Source organism: Paranoxybacillus vitaminiphilus (genome assembly GCF_003259935.1).
Classification (GTDB): domain Bacteria; phylum Bacillota; class Bacilli; order Bacillales; family Anoxybacillaceae; genus Paranoxybacillus; species Paranoxybacillus vitaminiphilus.
Window position 1 is genome coordinate 1 of sequence record NZ_QLMH01000031.1, and the last position, 15,773, is coordinate 15,773.

Consider the following 15,773-nt stretch of genomic DNA (forward strand, 5'->3'; position numbering starts at 1 on the left):
GCATCGTCGCCTTGGTAAGCCGTTACCTCACCAACTAGCTAATGCGCCGCGGGCCCATCCTGCAGTGACAGCCAAAGCCGCCTTTCAACCGAAAACCATGCGGTTTTCGGTATTATCCGGTATTAGCTCCGGTTTCCCGAAGTTATCCCGGTCTGCAGGGCAGGTTGCCCACGTGTTACTCACCCGTCCGCCGCTAACCTCAGGGAGCAAGCTCCCTTTGGTCCGCTCGACTTGCATGTATTAGGCACGCCGCCAGCGTTCGTCCTGAGCCAGGATCAAACTCTCCAATAAAAGTTATATACCTAGCAAACTGACATTGACGCTTGCGTTTTGTTCAGTTTTCAAGGAACTTAGCACACTTTTAAGATTATACTCACATTAAAGTTCGTTGTCAACAATTAATTTTTGTTTTTCAATTTTCAACAACGACGTTACTAACTATAACATCTAAAAAATAATTAGTCAACACTTTTTTTAAAATAAAAAAACGGCTTTTTGCCACCTTCTTAAATAATATACTTTTCAATAACAACTAAAGCAATAAGACCGGGAATACCTAAAAATCCTGAAACAGCTGATGTCAACAAATTGATTGGAACATGAATGTCAAACGAACTTCCGATAGTATTAACTGCAAAAAGAAACAAAGCTCCAATTACAAGTTTTATCATTCCTTGTCCGATGAAGCGAAACGGTTTTAAAGGCGTTCCTATTAACAATAATAGAATAATTAACCCTAACAAAATCATAACCACTACTTTTGGTTCCATCTTGTTCTCTCCTTTTTTCATACTTGTACTAAAAAATATGAATTTAAAACAAGAAAAAGAACAAAAAATGAGGCTGACCTTAAAACAAAGTGTCAGCCCCCGCAACCGTAATACAGGACATAACAGTGAATAAAACCGCTATATACTTCGTGAGGTCAGCCCCTTATTGATATACGGCGACGTTTAGCTTCTTTAATAAGAAAAAAGTATTTTGCTTCAGCAATTTTTAAGTCAGCTAACACTGCTTCTGAAGGTTCTACGACCTTTTCGACAAGATTTTTTTGTTTCAACCATTCATTTTTAACCGTCTCAAGTTCCGCAATTAATTTTTCGTCAAATTCTTTTTTGAGCCAGCCCTTTCGACGCCAAAACACCATTTTCACCTCAATGCACATTCTTTCTATAGTTCTCTTCTACCCTCAAGAGCTTTAGAAAGAGTAACCTCATCTGCGTATTCTAAATCTCCCCCAACTGGTAAACCATGGGCAATTCTTGTAATTTTAATTCCAGTTGGTTTTAACAATCGCGATATATACATCGCTGTTGCTTCTCCTTCAATATTCGGATTAGTCGCTAAAATCACTTCTTGAACGGTATCATCTTGAAGTCTTTTCAATAATTCCGGAATTTTTATATCTTCTGGGCCAACTCCATCCATTGGTGAAATCGCCCCATGTAACACGTGATAAAGTCCGTTATATTCTTTCATTTTCTCCATCGCAATGACATCTTTTGGATCTTGAACAACACATATGGTTGTTCGGTCACGTCTTTCGTCTTCACAGATATAACATGGATCTTTATCCGTAATGTGACCGCATGATGAGCAGTATGTTAAGTTTCTTTTCGCATTTACTAAAGCCTTTGCAAAATCTAGTACCGTATCTTCTTTCATAGTAAGTACAAAAAAAGCCAGACGAACGGCCGTTTTAGGTCCGATTCCTGGCAGTTTCATAAAACTATCGATTAATTTCGATATCGGCTCAGGATAATACATGTAAAATCCCCCTAGAACAAGCCTGGTATGTTCAATCCTTTTGTAAATTGCCCCATTGTTTCTGCCGTCAAGTTATCCACTTTTTTTAGCGCATCATTTGTTGCAGCCAACACTAAATCTTGCAGCATTTCGATATCTTCAGGATCAACAACTTCTTCTTTAATTTTGATTTCAAGGATTTCTTTATGTCCGTTGGCAACCACGGTAACCATACCGCCGCCAGCAGTGCCTTCAACCGTCTTTTGTGCCAGTTCCTCTTGTGCTTTTTGCATCTCTTTTTGCATTTTTTGCATTTGCTTCATCATTTTTTGCATATTCCCCATTCCACGCATCATTGTATATTCCTCCTTTAAACTTTACTCTACAATTTCAATTAAATTTTCGCCAAATAGCTTTTTTGCTTCCGCAATTAGCGGGTCTTCTTGATCTTCTTCTTTTTCGCGATGAACTCCTTTTTCTCGGATAAACTCTTCCCTTATCTTTCCCCATTCCTCATCAGGAACGGCAACCATTTCAAATCGCCTATTTGTTAAATCGAATAAAATCGCTTCAAGATTGTCTTTTACATTGTTGTTATTTTCGGCTGCCATTTTACAATGAATTTCATATTTAAATTTTAGGACAAACGCATTGGGGCTGGCTGCTACTGGTTCGCTTTCCTGCAATAAAGCTGCATGAGATACTTTTTGTTGCTTTTTCAAAATTTCTAACATCTCAGCCCAATGGCTTTTAACAAGAGATAAATCTTGATGAGTTGCTTGTTTTAATATTTCATAAATACGGCCAACTGGAGTTTTGTAACCGCTTTTTGTCACCTTTTGGCCACGTTTTGGCTGTGGTGCTGCTTCCTGTGCTTTCACTTTCATTAAAGTGCTATTTTCTTTTAGACGACTAATTTCCGCTTCCAGCTTGGCGATTTTTTCAACAAGTGGCTGAAGCTCTACCGATTGATGAGACAAATGTGCATGTTCTTGATGGCAAAGCTTCACTAAAGCGACTTCTAAAAAAATACGGGGATGATTTGTCCATTTCATTTCCTGTTGGCTCTTGTTCAGTGTCTCAATTGTTTCATAAATAGTTGACAATGGTATTAATTCGGCAAGCCGTTTAAAATCTTCATCAATAACGACCCTCTCAATCACTTCTTCAAGATGAGGCGCCGTTTTATATAGAAGCATGTCTCGATAATAAAAAATTAAGTCCTCAACTAAGCGATTTGGGTCTTTCCCTTGACTCATTAACTCTTCTAATGACCGCAATGCACCTGATACATCTTTTTCATAGATGGAGTGGATAAGTCGAGCTAATGCAAGCTGTGACACTGAGCCTGTAATAGAAAGCACATCTTCAAGCAAAATTTCCTCATCGCTGAAGGAAATGGCTTGGTCAAGCAGGCTTAAAGCGTCACGCATCCCCCCGTCCGCTGCTCGGGCAATAGTAAATAACGCTTGATCAGAAGCTTTAATATTTTGCTTATCAACAACTTGTTTTAGCCGTGAAACAATAGCCTGGGGTTGAATGCTGCGAAAATCGAAACGCTGGCACCTGGATATAATCGTCAACGGAATTTTATGCGGCTCTGTTGTCGCTAGAATAAAAATGGCATGTCTAGGCGGTTCTTCTAATGTCTTTAGCAATGCATTAAAAGCACCGATGGATAACATATGCACTTCATCAATAATATATACTTTATAACGAACAGAGCTTGGCGCAAATTTTACCTTTTCCCGAATATCTCGTATTTCATCGACCCCGTTATTAGAAGCTGCGTCAATTTCGAGCACATCCGGAATCGAACCATTCGTAATGCCAATACATGTCGGACATTCATTACATGGTTCAGCCGTTGGTGCCTTTTCACAGTTTACCGCTTTCGCAAAAATTTTTGCAGCACTTGTTTTTCCTGTTCCACGTGGACCAGAGAAAAGATAAGCATGTGATATTTTTTGTTGAAGCAGGGCATTTTGTAATGTTTTTGTCACGTGTTCTTGACCGACAACATCTGAAAAACATTGCGGCCGAAAAACACGATATAAAGCTTGATAAGTCACGAAATTGCCCTCCTCTTTCTTCTCATCTTATTTATTATATAATGGATTAAATGTTTTTCAAAATAACTAAAAAATAAATTCTAAACCTAATAAAAAAACTCACTCGTTTCTTGAGTGAGTTTTTAAGCAGCTTATGTATAAAACAATGACCGTGCACCTTCTGTCGATTAGCTGCCCTAGGCGTTGCTCAAGCAGTTAGCTCAGTTCAGGCACCCCTACGGCACATGGGAGAGTCCGCTTACTGCTGCTTCCTTCCGGACCTGACAGGGTTCACGGAATCCCATTGCGTAGGACCCAAACGTCAACACCACTTACTTGAGACAGACCCTAAAACAAACTAACCTCGAGAAGGGATTCGGCCTCGCTAGAGCGGATTGCGAGTACAGGGCACCGCTACCTCCCCGCTTAGCACGGTAAATATAAGTATATATTGTTTTTTAAAAAAATGCAATGAATATAGATTGGAAATTATTAGGGATTGCCACTGATCATTTTTTGTTGTTTCTTCCTCATTCGTATTTTACGAAAAAAATCACTTAACATTTGACCGCATTCTTCTTGAAGCACGCCGCTAATGACTTCTGCTTGGTGATTAAATCTCTCTTCTTGCAATAAATTCATGAGCGTACCCGCACAACCGCCTTTTGGATCGCTTGCTCCAAAAACAACTTTTTCAATACGTGAAAGAACAATAGCTCCGGCACACATGGCACAAGGTTCAAGCGTAACATATAATGTGGCTCCTTCTAAGCGCCATGATCCAAGCGCCTTGCAAGCCTCATCAATGGCTAATAACTCGGCATGAGCAATAGAGCGCTGGTCTCTCTCCCGCAAATTATGGGCTCTAGCAATGATTTTTCCATCTTTTACGATGATAGCTCCAATTGGCACTTCACCAATTTCCTCTGCTTTTTTCGCTTCTTCAATGGCTAACTGCATATAATATTCATCGCTTTTCATAACGAAACTCCTTAGTCAAAATAAGTCATTTACTTTCCGCTCTAATCATAAAATAGGAGAAGCGAGAGAAGCAACTAGGGAGGGAGAATATGCAAATTCATGTTGTACAGCAAGGACAAACGTTAACAGGAATTGCACAAGCCTACAGTACAACGGCGGAAGAGATTATAAGAGCAAACGAGTTGCCTAATCCGGATTCACTAGTCGTCGGCCAAGCAATCGTCATTCCGATTACCGGTAGTTTTTATTGGGTAAAACCCGGAGACAGCCTTTGGTCTATTTCTCGTCGATTTGGCATTACGCCACAACAACTCGCCCAGATTAACCGCATTCCCCTTAATCGTCCATTGCAGATAGGACAACGGTTATATATACCGCAACGTCCAAAAAGAAATGCAGAATTTAACGGTTATGTAGAACCGCGCGGTACTACTGTTAGCCCATCATTAGAGGCAAGCGCTCGGGAAGCTGCTCCTTATTTAACATACTTAGCTCCATTTAGCTTTCAAATTCAACGAAATGGCACATTAAAAGAACCATTATTAAATAACTTTCCAGCTATTGCCCGCGCCAATAATGTGACGCTTATGATGGTTGTAACCAACCTTGAAAATGACCAATTTAGCGATGAGCTTGGGCGGATTATTTTAAACAGCGAAGAACTACAAAATCGTCTCCTTGATAATATTGTCGCGACAGCTAAAAAATATGGGTTCCGCGACATTCATTTCGATATGGAATATTTGCGTCCGGCCGACAGAGAGGCGTATAATGCCTTTTTACGCAAATCGAAACAACGGTTCGAACGTGAAGGATGGCTTATGTCTACCGCTCTGGCTCCAAAAACAAGCGCGACACAAAAAGGACGCTGGTATGAAGCCCATGACTACCGCGCACATGGACAAATCGTTGATTTTGTCGTCATTATGACGTATGAATGGGGCTATAGCGGTGGACCGCCAATGCCTGTATCACCGATTGGGCCCGTCCGCGAGGTGTTAGAGTACGCTATTACAGAAATGCCACCTTCCAAAATTATGATGGGACAAAATTTATATGGCTATGACTGGACGCTTCCATATGTTCCAGGGGGACAGTATGCAAGAGCCATCAGCCCGCAGCAAGCCATTCAACTTGCCGATGAATACAATGTCCCTATTCAATATGACACTAGAGCTCAAGCTCCACATTTTAACTATAAAGATAAAGCTGGAAAAGAACATAAAGTTTGGTTTGAAGATGCCCGCTCCATTCAAGCCAAATTTAATTTAGTAAAAGAGTTAGGCTTGCGTGGAGTAAGTTATTGGAAATTAGGTTTATCTTTTCCGCAAAACTGGCTTCTTATTACCGATAATTTTAATGTCGTCAAAAGATAAAAACGAAAAAGCACCTGTATCAGGTGTTTTTTCTTTTCTAAAAAATATTCCCTTCCCTATCTTTCGAATGTCTATGTTAAAATAGAGTCTGTCTGTTTAATGGACGTCTTGTTTACGGTAAAGGAGGGCCAATGCAATGAGCAAAGTGCCGTTTATTACAGTGGAAGGACCGATTGGGGTCGGAAAAACCTCGCTTGCAAAAGCCATTTCTGAGCAATTCGGTTATCATCTATTAAAAGAAATTGTTGATGAAAATCCGTTTCTCGGTAAATTTTATGAAAATATTGAAGAGTGGAGTTTCCAAACCGAGATGTTCTTCCTTTGTAATCGGTATAAACAACTCGAAGATATCGACCGCGATTTTATCAAAAAACAAAAGCCGGTCGTTGCTGACTATCATATTTTAAAAAATTTAATCTTTGCGGAAAGAACGTTAAAAGAACAACAATATAAAAAATATTTAAAAATATACGATATTCTTACAGAAGATATGCCGCAACCGAATGTAATTATTTACTTAAATGCAAGCCTCGATACATTGCTGCAACGCATTGAAATGAGAGGCAGAGAATTTGAAAAAAATATTGACCCAATATATTTGAAACAATTATCAACTGCCTATGAACAAACAATGTCTTTATTTGAAAAGTCGAATCCTCACATTCCGGTACTTCGTTTTAACGGAGATCAACTTGATTTTGTACAAAAAAAAGAAGATTTAAATTATATTCTTATTGAATTAGAAAATGTATTAAAAAGGAGTTAACTGTAATGAACTTAAGAGAGAAATATAACATTCCTAGCGATGCTGTTATTACGATTGCTGGAACGGTCGGGGTTGGAAAATCAACAATGACAAAAGCCCTCGCAAAAGCATTAAATTTTCGAACTTCTTTTGAAAAGGTCGATACAAATCCATATTTAGACAAATTTTACGCCGATTTTCACCGTTGGAGCTTTCATCTACAAATTTATTTTTTAGCAGAGCGCTTTAAAGAACAAAAAAGAATTTTTGAATATGGCGGCGGTTTTGTCCAAGACCGTTCTATTTATGAAGATACGGGAATCTTCGCAAAAATGCATTTTGAAAAAGGAACAATGACAAAAGTTGATTACGAAACATATACAAGCTTATTCGAAGCAATGGTGATGACTCCTTATTTTCCTCATCCGGATTTACTGATTTATTTAGAAGGAAGCTTTGAGGATATCCTGGCACGAATTCGCGAACGCGGACGTCCAATGGAACAGCAAACCCCGGTCGAATACTGGAAAGAAATGTATGAAAGATATGAGCGGTGGATTAATAGTTTTAATGCTTGTCCTGTTTTACGCATTAACATTAATGATTATGATATTGTTGAAAATGAACATTCTATTGAACCTATTGTCGAGAAAATTGCTTATATGTTAAATCAATACCGCAGCCTGAAAAGATAAGAGGGTGTCCCAAAAGTCAACCTTTTGGGCACCCTCTCTTCGTTAAAAGACAAATAAAAAATTCGTTACAAAACGTAACGAATTGTTTCAATACAATCTCCATTTATGCGACGTGGTGTTTTCTAACTTCTTTATGGCGGAGGAGGAGGGATTCGAACCCCCGCGCGCCTTTCGACGCCTCTCGGTTTTCAAGACCGACCCCTTCAGCCAGACTTGGGTACTCCTCCGTATCGACACCATTTAATATAGCACTTTATATTTCAGAAGTCAATAGCTTTGTTAATTTTTTTACGAGGCTGACCGAAAAGCAACGTGTCAGACCCCACAACATAATATATAGGACATAATATAATAAGATAAATGTACTATATATTGTGAAATGCACATGAGGTCAGACGCTTATGGGTCAGCCCTATCTTCATTACTTAATCATCTCTTTATTTCCCATATAAGGACGTAACACTTCAGGAATAATAACTGTTCCATCTTCTTGCTGGTAGTTCTCTAAAATCGCTGCCACTGTTCGTCCGATAGCTAAGCCGGAACCATTTAATGTATGAACATGTTCTGGCTTTGCTTTCGGATCGCGGCGGAAACGAATGTTTGCCCGGCGTGCTTGGAAAGCTTCGAAGTTACTGCAAGAAGAAATTTCACGATATGTCCCATAGCTTGGCAACCATACTTCAATATCGTATTTCTTCGCTGCTGTAAATCCTAAGTCGCCCGTACACATGCTCATGACGCGATAAGGCAGACCGAGCAGCTGCAATACCTTTTCTGCATGACCTGTTAGTTTTTCTAATTCATCATAAGAGTCTTCAGGTTTGACAAATTTCACAAGCTCTACTTTATTGAACTGATGCTGACGGATTAAACCTCTTGTGTCCCGACCAGCAGAACCAGCCTCTGAACGGAAACATCCGCTGTAGGCAACATAGTTAATCGGTAAATCGTCAGCAGATAAAATTTCATCTCGGTGTAAGTTCGTAACTGGCACTTCGGCTGTTGGAATAAGGAAGTAATCTTCACTTTCAATGCGGAAAGCGTCTTCTTCAAATTTCGGCAATTGTCCTGTTCCTGTCATGCTTGCGCGATTGACAAGATAAGGCGGCAACACTTCTTGATATCCGTGCTCCTCCACATGCAAATCAAGCATAAAATTAATTAATGCACGCTCTAAACGGGCACCTAAACCTTTATAAAATACAAAACGGCTTCCTGTTACTTTTGCTGCCCGCTCAAAATCTAAAATGCCCAATTTCTCAGCAATTTCCCAATGCGGCTTCGGCTCAAATGCAAATTGGCGCGGCTCTCCCCATTTGCGAATTTCCACATTATCTTCTTCTGACTCACCGATTGGAACAGATTCATGCGGAATATTTGGGATGGATAATAGCAATGTTTCCAATGTCTCTTCTACTTGACGAAGCTCATCATCCAACACTTTGATGCGATCGCCAACTTCGCGCATTTCTGCAATCAAATGCTCTGCATCTTTTTTCTCACGCTTTAACACCGCGATTTGTTGTGATACTTCATTGCGCTTGTTTTTTAACTCCTCTGCTTGAGCAATTAATTCACGGCGTTTCCTATCCAACTCTTCAAAGCGTTCAAAATCGGTTAAGTCTTCACCGCGATGTTTCAATTTTTCTTTTACTTCTTGAAAATTAGCACGTAGAAATTTTACATCTAACATCTCTACTCTCCTCCTTATTATTATTTTATAAATATAATTATAAATAAAAAAACTCTCGCCCCAAACCAAGGGACGAGAGTACACCCGCGTTGCCACCCTAATTGAAGACAAAACGTCTTCCACTCAAACAGATAACGGCTTTGTACCGAAAATGCTTACTTGCTTTAAAGCGTTCGGCATTTCACTCCAGGATGGATTCACAAGCGTTTCCCATCGGTTTGCACCAACCACCGACTCTCTGAAGAGAAACCATCTTGCTACTAGTTCCTTTCATCGTTTTGCCAATCATGAAATTTTTAGCAAAAATAATGTACTATAAGTTTGCATGAGATGCAACTATTTTATTCTCTAGATTCTTTAACCATATTAATAAAATATTGTGTCACACGATGGTCATCTGTCAATTCCGGATGGAACGAACAACCTAGAAAATGCCCTTGTCTTGCTGCGACAATCCGTTCACCGTGTTTGGCTAAAATCTCAACATCTTCACCAACTTCAACGATATGAGGCGCACGAATAAACACACCGATAAAATCATCCGCAATACCTGCAATCGATAATTGTGCCTCAAAGCTTTCACGCTGGCGTCCAAACGAATTGCGCTCCACCGTAATGTCCATCAAACCAAGATGCGGTTCATCATAACCAACAATTTTCTTTGCCAAAATAATCAATCCAGCACAAGTACCAAACATCGGTTTCCCTTTAGCGGCAAACTCACGTAACGGCTCGATAAAACCATACTTGTCCATCAGACGGCGCATCGTTGTACTTTCTCCGCCCGGGAGAATTAAGCCATCGATAGTCTCTAATTGTTCTACTTTTTTTACGACAACAGCTTCCGCACCGCACGCTTCAATTGATTTTACATGTTCGCGAACTGCACCTTGTAAGCCTAGTACTCCGATTTTCACCATAATGTTTTAGCCCCTTTAATTACCAGCCGCGCTCTTGCATACGTTGTTCAGGCAGTAATGAAGAAATATCAATTCCTTTCATCGCTCCGCCTAAACCTTTAGACAGATGTGCAATCAACTCATAATCCTCATAATGAGTGGTCGCTTCTACAATCGCACGTGCATATTTTTCTGGATTTTCTGATTTAAAAATACCAGAGCCGACAAATACGCCATCTGCTCCTAAATGCATCATTAATGCCGCATCAGCAGGTGTTGCGACTCCCCCCGCAGCAAAGTTTACAACCGGGAGGCGTCCTAAACGTTTAATCTCTAATAACACTTCAAACGGTGCTCCTAAGTTTTTCGCTTCTGTCATTAACTCGTCTTCGCTCATGCTCACTACTTTACGAACTTGCGCATTCACTTTGCGCATATGGCGAACCGCTTCTACAATATTCCCCGTACCCGGCTCACCTTTTGTTCGAAGCATGGAAGCACCTTCAGCAATACGGCGGGCTGCTTCCCCTAAATCACGGCAGCCGCAAACAAATGGAACGGTAAATTGACGTTTATCAATGTGAAACTCCTCATCAGCAGGAGTTAATACTTCACTCTCGTCAATATAGTCAACGCCTAGCGCTTCCAGAACGCGCGCTTCCACATAATGTCCGATGCGCGCTTTCGCCATGACCGGAATCGAAACTGCCTTCATCACTTCTTCGATAACAGTTGGATCAGCCATACGCGCGACTCCACCCGCTGCACGAATATCAGCTGGAACGCGCTCTAATGCCATAACAGCCACTGCTCCAGCAGCTTCTGCGATTTTTGCCTGCTCTGCATTTACAACGTCCATAATGACGCCGCCTTTTTGCATTTCTGCCATTCCACGTTTTACACGATCAGTACCTGTAATTGCCACTTATGATTCCTCCCGATTATGTATGTAGTAATTGTGAATATTGTACTGAAAAACAAATAAATTCACAATAAAAACCTTTTTTTGTGATAGCTACATTTTTATTTTACCTTAATTTTTTAAAAAATCATAATAAAAAAATTGAAAAGAGGCTGAATCCATAAGTGTCTGACCACACACAATCCCATAATATATAGTGTCCTTATCTATATTTATGGTTGTAAGGCCTGACAGTTTGCTTTAGGATTAGCCTCTATTTTTTAAAACCAACCTTTTACAGTTTTTGCAACACTTGTCCAAACATCACTAAATAGCCCGCCAATTCCCCTGATGGTTAATACAAACCAATTGGCTTTTTCGACATCTTTTGAAACAACTAGATCAACTTGAACCGCTTTTTCCCCCTCGGAAGTTAAATAGCCGTAATCATCTTCTCCTTTATATTTAACAGTCATATATCCAACCTTTTCTCCTTTTTTCACTGGAGCAGTTAATTCCCCTTCTTTTGTCAACTTTTTCTTATCGATGACGTATATCGGTTCCCAACTTTTTTCTTGGCCGTTTTTTACAACGACAGAGAGCGGTTTTTTCGTTTCAATCTGCACAGATTTTTCTTTTCCTTTTGTAACAGGTAATGTAGATTTACCTTTTATTTGATATCCAGCCGGATACAACTCTTTCATAGAATAATTGCTAAAACCATAATCAAGCAGCTTCCTTGTTTCTTCAAAACGGGCTTTATATGTACCTTTTCCATCTGTTTTAGCGTTCATGACAACCGTTATAAAACGAATGCCGTTTCGTTCTGCTGTACCGGTAAAGCAATAGCCAGCAAACTCTGTATATCCTGTTTTTATTCCGTCCACTCCTTCATAGGAATAGACTAGGCCTGGTAACATCCAGTTCCAGTTATCCATTTTAATTTCATCATCTGTTCCTTCTCTAAACGTTTTCTTTGGAATACTTGCTGTTTCAAGAATTTCCGGATATTCGTTCAATAAGTGATATGCTAACGTCGCTACCGCTCTTGCTGACATCACATTTTCTGCGTTTTCATCACTGCCAGCTGGATGTAATCCTTGTAAATCGCGGTTATTTAGTCCCGTAGCATTGACGAATTTATAATCTTTAAGACCTAACTGTTCCGCTTTTTCGTTCATCATTTTTACAAAATTCTCTTCAGAGCCTGCAACAATTTCAGCGATTGCCACAGTTGCACCGTTAGCGGAATAGATCGCCATTGCTTCGTAAAGTTCACGGACAGTATATTTTCCATCCTTACGTAAAGGAACATTCGATAACTTACGATTTTGTGAGATTTTATACACATAATCGCTTACCGTATATTCTTGGTCCCACTTTACTCTCTTTTCTTTGATCGCCTCTAACAATAAATACTCCGTCATCATTTTCGTCATGCTGGCGATTCCAAGTACTGTATCAATATTTTTTTGATACAAAATTTTCCCTGTTTTCGCCTCTACTAAAATAGCAGCATCCGCCTCAATGTTCAATGAATCTTGTGCCGCTTCAGCCCGATTTAACGGTAAAAAGCTTGCCAAGAAAAAAATAGTAATGAGACTTAAAATTAAACTTTTATGCCATAAACTTTTCACTTTAAAACCTCCTTTGCACAAACGTTATTTTAACATACTCTCTCTCAAAAAAATAGACAGAGGAATTTTCCTCTGTCGAATTTAGGCATATAGATATAATCAGGTGAGAGAGTAATTTGGTGCTTCTTTCGTAATTTGCACATCATGAGGATGACTTTCACGCAATCCGGCACCAGTCATGCGAACAAATTGTGTTTTTTCTCGTAATTCTTCTAAGTTCTTTGTGCCACAGTATCCCATTCCCGAACGCAAACCGCCGACTAATTGATAAATCGTATCAGCTAAAGGTCCTTTATATGGAACGCGTCCTTCAATTCCCTCTGGAACAAATTTTTTATTATCTTCTTGGAAATAACGGTCTTTGCTTCCTTTTTCCATTGCTGCAACTGAGCCCATACCTCGATACACTTTAAATCGTCGACCTTGATAAATCTCTGTTTCTCCTGGGCTTTCTGTAACTCCCGCTAATAAACTTCCGAGCATAACGGCATGAGCACCTGCCGCTAATGCCTTTACAATATCTCCAGAATATTTGATACCACCATCTGCAATAATAGGAACGCCATGTTTTCTTGCTTCTGTCGCACAGTCATAAATGGCTGTAATTTGCGGTACTCCAACACCGGCAACGACACGTGTCGTACAAATTGAACCAGGACCAATTCCTACTTTAATGATATTAGCCCCTGCCTCAATTAAGTCGCGAGTCGCCTCAGCTGTCGCGACATTACCAGCAATAATATTTAAATCCGGATACTCCTGACGAATTTTGCGAACCGTTTCTAATACTCCTTTTGAATGCCCATGAGCGGTATCAACAACAATCACATCTACATTCGCTTCAACTAGCTTTTTCACACGAATCATTGTATCAGCAGTAACTCCGACAGCAGCTCCAACGAGCAGGCGACCTTTTGCATCTTTTGCGGAATTAGGGAACTCAATCACTTTCTCAATATCCTTTATCGTAATGAGTCCTTTAAGAACGCCATTTTCATCAACAAGAGGCAGCTTTTCCACCTTGTATTTTTGTAAGATTTTCTCTGCTTCCTCTAATGTTGTTCCCACTGGAGCAGTAATTAAATTTTCTTTCGTCATGACGTCTGATATTTTCGTTGAATAATCTTGAATAAAGCGTAAATCACGGTTCGTAATAATACCAACCAGCTTTTGTTCCACCTCATTATTTACAATTGGAACGCCGGAAATACGATATTTCCCCATCAAATGCTCTGCATCATACACTTGATGTTCAGGAGTTAAAAAGAACGGATCTGTAATAACTCCTCTTTCTGAACGTTTTACTTTATCTACTTGTTCAGCCTGCTGCTCAATCGACATGTTTTTATGAATAATTCCTAAGCCGCCTTGACGCGCCATTGCAATTGCCATTTCTGCCTCTGTAACGGTATCCATACCAGCACTAATAATTGGAATATTAAGCTGCAATGTATCACTTAATTTGACGGTCACATCAACATCGCGCGGCAACACTTCTGATTTTGCAGGAATAAGAAGAACATCATCAAACGTTAATCCTTCTTTAACAAATTTAGATTCCCACATGTTTTCTCCCCCCACATTCGGAAATATTATTAGTAGATTAACAATTGGTTAAAATACTGTCAAGGAATCGGGGAAATTTTAGATTTTTCAGTAAAATCATGCCATATAATACAAGGAGGAGACAAAAACATGAATGATTATATAGATATTTGGCCAAGGCTGACATTATTTCACTCAACTAATGTAGCACAAAAATTTTTATATCATTGTTATGTAAAACAAGAGCGACAAGATGCTGCTAAAAAAAGCTACGCTAATTGCTATCCGTTTATTTATTATTTGGAACACGGACAAAATTTTTATGCTACTGCTAAAAATGCCCCTCTATCCATTAGACCTGTACTGTTATTTTACGGGATGGTCCAATTATTGAAAGCTTGTCTGCTTACCGTCGACGCTGAATATCCTGAGTCCACATTAGTGCTTGCACACGGAGTATCAACAAGAAAAAGAAAAAAACAAAGCTATGAATTTTTTGAGGACGAAGTAAAAATACAAAAAAATGGTTTATTTACTCATTTTTCAGAAAAGATGTTTCATGTGAAACATTCATCGGGAGAAAAATTCCAAATGAGAATATTGTTACAAAGAATTTATGAGCTTCATGAACTTTTTTCAGTTTATTACAAAGAAAACTTATCTTTAGATGTAATTTATGATCATCTAAATCAAAATATTATTATTCCTTCAAAAATTTTAGATCATTATCATATGACACTTAGCCGTTTTAAAGACTATATAACAAAAGAATTATGTTCTTTTGTTATTATTTCGATAAAAAATGAGAGCTCTTCTCCCTATATACATGTAACTTTAGATAATACACAAAAATTAACTCCTTTAGGCTGTGAACCATTTCTATATGGAATATACGATAGAGCTTATCGATTGCCCACTAATATAACAGAAATTTTTAAATCATCTGAGATTATTGCTCATTACTTATTGTTATATAACTTAAGTATGATTTGCCGTTATGAAACAGAATGGTGGAATGAATTATTACATTCATATTCAAGCGATGCTTACCCTTTTATTATAAAATTTTTATCCATTACAGCTGATAAAGTTCCTTTTTTACTTCATTATTTTTTACTAGATAAATTTGAGTCTTTAAAATCTATATAAAAAAACAGAGGTTAAAACGATTTCGTTTTAACCTCTGTTTTTCACTCGCCTAGCAACGTCCTACTCTCGCAGGGGCGCTGGCCCCAACTACCATCGGCGCTGGAGAGCTTAACTTCCGTGTTCGGGATGGGAACGGGTGTGACCTCTCCGCCATCGTCACCAAGCCATCTACTTTGTTTTCACTTCCCTGCAGGCTTGCGCCGAGGAACCCATCATCTTAGGATTCGCTTGCAGACGCAGGTGCAGGCTATAAGGAATTATTCCCTCAAAACTAGATAACCGGTATTCATGGAGAGGTTCCAGTTTTCGCTCTGTCTAGCTCCAGCGCCTAGCCCCTCACGACGCTCCGGTC

At 39.3% G+C, this 15,773-nt stretch carries 15 protein-coding genes, 1 tRNA gene, 2 rRNA genes, 1 other RNA gene and 1 other annotated feature; of the genes, 4 read left to right on the plus strand and 15 right to left on the minus strand.

Annotated features, from left to right (window positions below):
- From B0I26_RS17305 to tadA, 8 genes are all read right to left on the minus strand, one after another.
- Nucleotides 1-291, minus strand: a 16S ribosomal RNA gene (locus B0I26_RS17305); the annotation flags it as partial.
- Between the two features lie 215 nt (nt 292-506).
- On the minus strand, nt 507-770 hold the full coding sequence (locus B0I26_RS17310; RefSeq protein ID WP_111646613.1) for a pro-sigmaK processing inhibitor BofA family protein: 264 nt from the start codon (nt 768-770) through the stop codon (nt 507-509).
- 155 nt (nt 771-925) lie between these two features.
- Nucleotides 926-1,144: a YaaL family protein gene (locus B0I26_RS17315; RefSeq protein ID WP_111646627.1), complete on the minus strand. Its 219-nt coding sequence runs from the start codon at nt 1,142-1,144 to the stop codon at nt 926-928.
- 26 nt (nt 1,145-1,170) lie between these two features.
- On the minus strand, nt 1,171-1,767 hold the full coding sequence (gene recR, locus B0I26_RS17320; RefSeq protein WP_111646614.1) for a recombination mediator RecR: 597 nt from the start codon (nt 1,765-1,767) through the stop codon (nt 1,171-1,173).
- 11 nt (nt 1,768-1,778) lie between these two features.
- Nucleotides 1,779-2,102 carry a YbaB/EbfC family nucleoid-associated protein gene (locus tag B0I26_RS17325; protein ID WP_111646615.1) on the minus strand — a complete coding sequence of 108 codons (324 nt, stop codon included), beginning with the start codon at nt 2,100-2,102 and terminating at the stop codon, nt 1,779-1,781.
- 21 nt (nt 2,103-2,123) lie between these two features.
- Nucleotides 2,124-3,818, minus strand: coding sequence for a DNA polymerase III subunit gamma/tau (dnaX, locus tag B0I26_RS17330; RefSeq protein WP_111646616.1), 1,695 nt, complete (start codon nt 3,816-3,818; stop codon nt 2,124-2,126).
- A 149-nt stretch (nt 3,819-3,967) separates the two neighbouring features.
- Nucleotides 3,968-4,232, minus strand: an RNA gene (ffs, locus tag B0I26_RS17335) — signal recognition particle sRNA large type.
- A 57-nt stretch (nt 4,233-4,289) separates the two neighbouring features.
- Nucleotides 4,290-4,778 (minus strand): tRNA adenosine(34) deaminase TadA, encoded by a 489-nt coding sequence (gene tadA, locus B0I26_RS17340; protein ID WP_111646617.1) that lies wholly within the window; start codon nt 4,776-4,778, stop codon nt 4,290-4,292.
- An 89-nt stretch (nt 4,779-4,867) separates the two neighbouring features.
- Here tadA and B0I26_RS17345 point away from each other — a divergent pair, with 89 nt between their 5' ends.
- The 3 genes from B0I26_RS17345 (at nt 4,868) to B0I26_RS17355 (ending at nt 7,594) form a co-directional block, all read left to right on the plus strand.
- Nucleotides 4,868-6,154 carry a LysM peptidoglycan-binding domain-containing protein gene (locus B0I26_RS17345; protein WP_111646618.1) on the plus strand — a complete coding sequence of 429 codons (1,287 nt, stop codon included), beginning with the start codon at nt 4,868-4,870 and terminating at the stop codon, nt 6,152-6,154.
- Between the two features lie 136 nt (nt 6,155-6,290).
- Nucleotides 6,291-6,920 (plus strand): deoxynucleoside kinase, encoded by a 630-nt coding sequence (locus B0I26_RS17350; RefSeq protein ID WP_111646619.1) that lies wholly within the window; start codon nt 6,291-6,293, stop codon nt 6,918-6,920.
- A 5-nt stretch (nt 6,921-6,925) separates the two neighbouring features.
- Complete coding sequence (locus tag B0I26_RS17355) at nt 6,926-7,594, plus strand: deoxynucleoside kinase (protein ID WP_111646620.1); 669 nt, start codon at nt 6,926-6,928, stop codon at nt 7,592-7,594.
- Nucleotides 7,595-7,728: 134 nt separating this feature from the next.
- On the opposite strand, the gene B0I26_RS17360 is transcribed toward B0I26_RS17355, so the two are convergent.
- The 6 genes from B0I26_RS17360 to guaB all read right to left on the minus strand — a co-directional run bounded on the left by B0I26_RS17360 (nt 7,729) and on the right by guaB (nt 14,293).
- Nucleotides 7,729-7,821, minus strand: a tRNA-Ser gene (locus tag B0I26_RS17360).
- A gap of 194 nt (nt 7,822-8,015) precedes the next feature.
- The gene (gene serS, locus B0I26_RS17365; protein ID WP_111646621.1) at nt 8,016-9,290 is read right to left on the minus strand and encodes a serine--tRNA ligase; all 1,275 of its coding nucleotides are present in this window, start codon (nt 9,288-9,290) and stop codon (nt 8,016-8,018) included.
- A gap of 65 nt (nt 9,291-9,355) precedes the next feature.
- Nucleotides 9,356-9,573: a binding site (T-box leader), on the minus strand.
- A gap of 58 nt (nt 9,574-9,631) precedes the next feature.
- Nucleotides 9,632-10,210: a pyridoxal 5'-phosphate synthase glutaminase subunit PdxT gene (gene pdxT / locus B0I26_RS17370; protein WP_111646622.1), complete on the minus strand. Its 579-nt coding sequence runs from the start codon at nt 10,208-10,210 to the stop codon at nt 9,632-9,634.
- A 19-nt stretch (nt 10,211-10,229) separates the two neighbouring features.
- Nucleotides 10,230-11,114, minus strand: a complete 885-nt coding sequence (pdxS, locus tag B0I26_RS17375; RefSeq protein WP_111646623.1) for a pyridoxal 5'-phosphate synthase lyase subunit PdxS — start codon at nt 11,112-11,114, stop codon at nt 10,230-10,232.
- A 257-nt stretch (nt 11,115-11,371) separates the two neighbouring features.
- Complete coding sequence (locus B0I26_RS17380; protein WP_409991444.1) at nt 11,372-12,682, minus strand: serine hydrolase; 1,311 nt, start codon at nt 12,680-12,682, stop codon at nt 11,372-11,374.
- A 144-nt stretch (nt 12,683-12,826) separates the two neighbouring features.
- Nucleotides 12,827-14,293, minus strand: coding sequence for an IMP dehydrogenase (gene guaB / locus B0I26_RS17385; RefSeq protein ID WP_111646625.1), 1,467 nt, complete (start codon nt 14,291-14,293; stop codon nt 12,827-12,829).
- Between the two features lie 129 nt (nt 14,294-14,422).
- On the opposite strand from guaB, the gene B0I26_RS17390 reads away from it, so the two are divergent.
- On the plus strand, nt 14,423-15,421 hold the full coding sequence (locus B0I26_RS17390; protein WP_111646626.1) for a YaaC family protein: 999 nt from the start codon (nt 14,423-14,425) through the stop codon (nt 15,419-15,421).
- 47 nt (nt 15,422-15,468) lie between these two features.
- Here B0I26_RS17390 and rrf read toward each other — a convergent pair.
- Nucleotides 15,469-15,585, minus strand: a 5S ribosomal RNA gene (gene rrf / locus B0I26_RS17395).
- Nucleotides 15,586-15,773: the final 188 nt, after the last annotated feature.

What these genes read in the sequence shown, in the direction of transcription:
- B0I26_RS17310 (WP_111646613.1), bottom strand. Translation starts at nt 770, where the DNA reads ATGGAACCAAAAGTAGTGGTTATGATTTTGTTAGGGTTAATTATTCTA.
- B0I26_RS17350 (WP_111646619.1), top strand. Translation starts at nt 6,291, where the DNA reads ATGAGCAAAGTGCCGTTTATTACAGTGGAAGGACCGATTGGGGTCGGA.
- serS (WP_111646621.1), bottom strand. Translation starts at nt 9,290, where the DNA reads ATGTTAGATGTAAAATTTCTACGTGCTAATTTTCAAGAAGTAAAAGAA.
- B0I26_RS17390 (WP_111646626.1), top strand. Translation starts at nt 14,423, where the DNA reads ATGAATGATTATATAGATATTTGGCCAAGGCTGACATTATTTCACTCA.
- pdxT (WP_111646622.1), bottom strand. Translation starts at nt 10,210, where the DNA reads ATGGTGAAAATCGGAGTACTAGGCTTACAAGGTGCAGTTCGCGAACAT.
- guaB (WP_111646625.1), bottom strand. Translation starts at nt 14,293, where the DNA reads ATGTGGGAATCTAAATTTGTTAAAGAAGGATTAACGTTTGATGATGTT.
- tadA (WP_111646617.1), bottom strand. Translation starts at nt 4,778, where the DNA reads ATGAAAAGCGATGAATATTATATGCAGTTAGCCATTGAAGAAGCGAAA.
- B0I26_RS17325 (WP_111646615.1), bottom strand. Translation starts at nt 2,102, where the DNA reads ATGATGCGTGGAATGGGGAATATGCAAAAAATGATGAAGCAAATGCAA.
- recR (WP_111646614.1), bottom strand. Translation starts at nt 1,767, where the DNA reads ATGTATTATCCTGAGCCGATATCGAAATTAATCGATAGTTTTATGAAA.
- B0I26_RS17355 (WP_111646620.1), top strand. Translation starts at nt 6,926, where the DNA reads ATGAACTTAAGAGAGAAATATAACATTCCTAGCGATGCTGTTATTACG.
- B0I26_RS17345 (WP_111646618.1), top strand. Translation starts at nt 4,868, where the DNA reads ATGCAAATTCATGTTGTACAGCAAGGACAAACGTTAACAGGAATTGCA.